The sequence below is a fragment of the Bacillus swezeyi genome (assembly GCF_001969815.1).
GTDB classification, from domain to species: domain Bacteria; phylum Bacillota; class Bacilli; order Bacillales; family Bacillaceae; genus Bacillus; species Bacillus swezeyi.
Window position 1 is genome coordinate 1 of record NZ_MRBK01000054.1, and the last position, 3,182, is coordinate 3,182.

At 46.2% G+C, this 3,182-nt stretch carries 2 protein-coding genes and 1 pseudogene; all 3 read left to right on the plus strand.

Annotated elements, in window-relative coordinates; all coding sequences use genetic code 11:
• On the plus strand, nt 1–1,542 hold a 1,542-nt coding region (locus BTA30_RS21505; RefSeq protein WP_142243722.1), incomplete at its 5' end, for a thioesterase domain-containing protein.
• Between the two features lie 220 nt (nt 1,543–1,762).
• Nucleotides 1,763–1,867 (plus strand): annotated as a pseudogene (locus tag BTA30_RS21510) (biotin carboxylase N-terminal domain-containing protein); the annotation flags it as partial.
• A gap of 127 nt (nt 1,868–1,994) precedes the next feature.
• Nucleotides 1,995–3,182 (plus strand): AMP-binding protein (locus tag BTA30_RS21515; RefSeq protein WP_083697707.1); only part of this gene is annotated, 1,188 nt, incomplete at its 3' end.

A 3,182-nucleotide genomic window follows, 5' to 3' on the forward strand; every position in this document is an offset into this window, starting at 1 on the left:
CCGACGGAAAATACAACATTCTCTACATTTTATGAAATCAAACAAGATTTTTCTCAAGCGATTCCCATCGGGAAACCGATCAGCAATTCAACAGCCTTTATTGTTGATGAGAGCGGACAGCTCGCACCGATTGGCGTTCCCGGCGAACTTTGCGTCGGCGGCGATGGGGTTGCAAAAGGATATTTGCACAGACCTGATTTGACGAGTGAAGCATTTGTACAACATCCGTTTCAACCAGGGAAAAAAATGTACAAAACCGGCGATCTGGCACGCTGGCTGCCAGACGGCAACTTAGAATATATCAGCCGGATGGACCGGCAATTCAAAATTCGCGGCAAACGAACAGAACCGGCTGAAATTGAAGCGCGGCTCATCGAGATTGAAGGCATTCAAGAAGCAGCTGTCACCATTGAAGAAAAAAACGAAGAAGCGTTCCTTACCGCATATTACGTGAGCGATGACCAAACAGAGGAAAAAACGATACGTTCATTATTATCAAGACTGCTTCCCGACTATATGATTCCTCATGATTGGGTTAAACTGGACAGAATGCCTCTTACGGCAAACGGCAAAATCGACCGCCGCTCGCTTCCCGCACCTCTTCAAAAAGCGGCTTTGAAACAGATCGTTCCGCCGAGAAACTGGGTCGAAAGGGAGCTGATTGATATTTGGAAGCCTATCCTCGGCGTGGAGGAGCTCGGTATTGAAGATGACTTTTTCGAACTTGGCGGTCATTCGCTAAAGGCTCTGCAAGTCATTCACCAGCTGAAAAACAGCCAGGGGATCGATATTCCGATTGAATTATTATTCGAGAATCCGACAATTGAACAATTAGCTGAAAAGCTGTTTTCACATGAGCTTAGCGTATCAGCCGTGCAGCATGTCAGCAGACTGAACCCGCCTGCCGGAATGAACCTTTTCTGTTTTCCTCCCATTTCAGGTTTCGGCATATTTTATAAAGATCTCGCTGCAAAGCTAAACGGCAAGGCGACCGTGTACGGATTTAACTTTATTGAAGAAGACAGCCGAATGGAACAGTACATGAACAACATCATTGAAATCCAGCCTCAAGGCCCTTATATTCTGCTGGGATATTCAGCGGGAGGCAACACAGCATTTGAGGTTGTGAAAAAAATGGAAGAATACGGATTAGAGGTAAGTGATCTCATCATTGTCGATGCGTATCAAAAAAAGCAAGTATTACCGCCTCAGCCAAGCAGCGCCTCGGCAGAAACCGTTCCCGCTCACCTCAGGGAAGCAGTCATCAAAAAAACGACAAACTATCAAAAATATTGGACACAATTAATCAATGACGGCCAAGTCGACGCCAACATTCACTTTATTGAGGCCGGTATTCAAACAGAGCAAGGCGGAACAATCGCATTGCAAAAATGGGCTGACGCCACAACTCGAAGCTATCAAGCGTATAAGGGAGACGGGCCGCATCAGGATATGTTCGAAACCGCCTTTTTGTCAAAAAACGCCGAGATCATTCAACACATCATCACAAACAGCGACAAACATGTAGAACATAAGCGGTAAAAGCCGGAACCAATAGATATGAGCCAACATTAAGAGTTCTAAAGCGATTTCTTCAGCTTTAGGACTTTTTTCTTTCGGACACTCATAAGCTGTAAAGAACAGACAAGACTCGGCTATCCCTCAGATGGGAAACAGGAGAAACCGCTGACTGACTTGCGAATTCGCGCAAAACATGCGGACATCATGAAGACGTTTTCAAAAATTGAAAGGGGGAGCTTTTTTGTTCCAAAAATTGCTTATCGCCAATCGCGGCGAGATTGCGCTCCGGATCATCCGCACTTGTAAACGGCTTGGTATTCAGACAGCCGCTTTGCCGAAAGATGCTTGGAGGACAACATCTGGAGATCGGTGAAGGAACCTCAGAGGTCCAGCGGCTAGTGATGCAAGACAACTCGGCATGAGAAAACAAGCGTATAAATGAAACCGCTTTCTAAGAAAGGAGAGAGAAGTGATTGGCAGAGCGTCTCCATATGACAATTGGGAAGCTGTTGGAAAAAACAGCAGAAAACACGCCCGATCACGAGGCCGTAGTCTATCCCGACCGCGGTCTTCGCCATACGTACCAGGAATTTGATCAATCGAGCAGAAAGACGGCAAAAGGATTGCTGAAGCTCGACATTAAAAAAGGCGAACATGTTGCAATCTGGGCCTCAAATACACCGGAATGGCTCACAGCGCAGTTTGCAGCTGCCAAAATCGGAGCGGTGCTTGTCACCATCAATACAAACTACCAATTACAAGAGCTTGAATATGCGCTTAAACAATCGGATTCAACGACACTCATTTTAATGGAATCTTACAGGGGCACCTCCTATATCGATATCCTATACGATCTGATCCCTGAATTAAAACAGGCCGAACCCGGCATGCTCACTTCTGGGAGGCTGCCTTTTTTGAAACATATTATTGTGCTCGGAAGCACCAGGCACCCCGGCATGTATCTTTGGGACGATCTTTCTGAACTAGCCGGATTTGTGAGTGAACAAGAGCTTGATACAAGAATGGAAAGTCTCAATGAACATGATGTCATCAACATGCAGTATACATCAGGAACGACAGGTTTCCCTAAAGGCGTCATGCTCACTCATTTCAATTTGATCAACAATGCATTCAATATTGCGGAATGCATGAATTTAACGGCAAAAGACCGATTGTGTATTCCCGTTCCCTTTTTTCACTGCTTTGGCTGTGTGCTCGGAAATTTGGCGTGTGTCACTGTCGGCGCCACAATGGTTCCGGTCGAGGAATTCAGCCCGAAAAAAGTCCTTCAGGCTGTAGAAAAAGAAAAATGCACCGCACTTCACGGAGTCCCGACCATGTTTATCGCCGAATTGAATGAGGAAGATTTCGAATCATACGACATGTCTTCATTAAGAACGGGAATCATGGCGGGATCAAACTGTCCGGTTGAGATTATGAAAGCTGTCATTGAAAAAATGGGAATCTCCGAAATTACGATTGCTTACGGCCAGACGGAGGCTTCACCTGTCATTACCCAGACAAGGGTCGATGATTCCCTCAGGCGAAGGGTTGAAACCGTGGGACGCGCACTGCCGAATATCGAAGTGAAAATCACCGAACCAGGTACAAACAGGGAAGTGGAAAGAGGAACTCAAGGGGAGCTTTGCACCAAAGGCTAC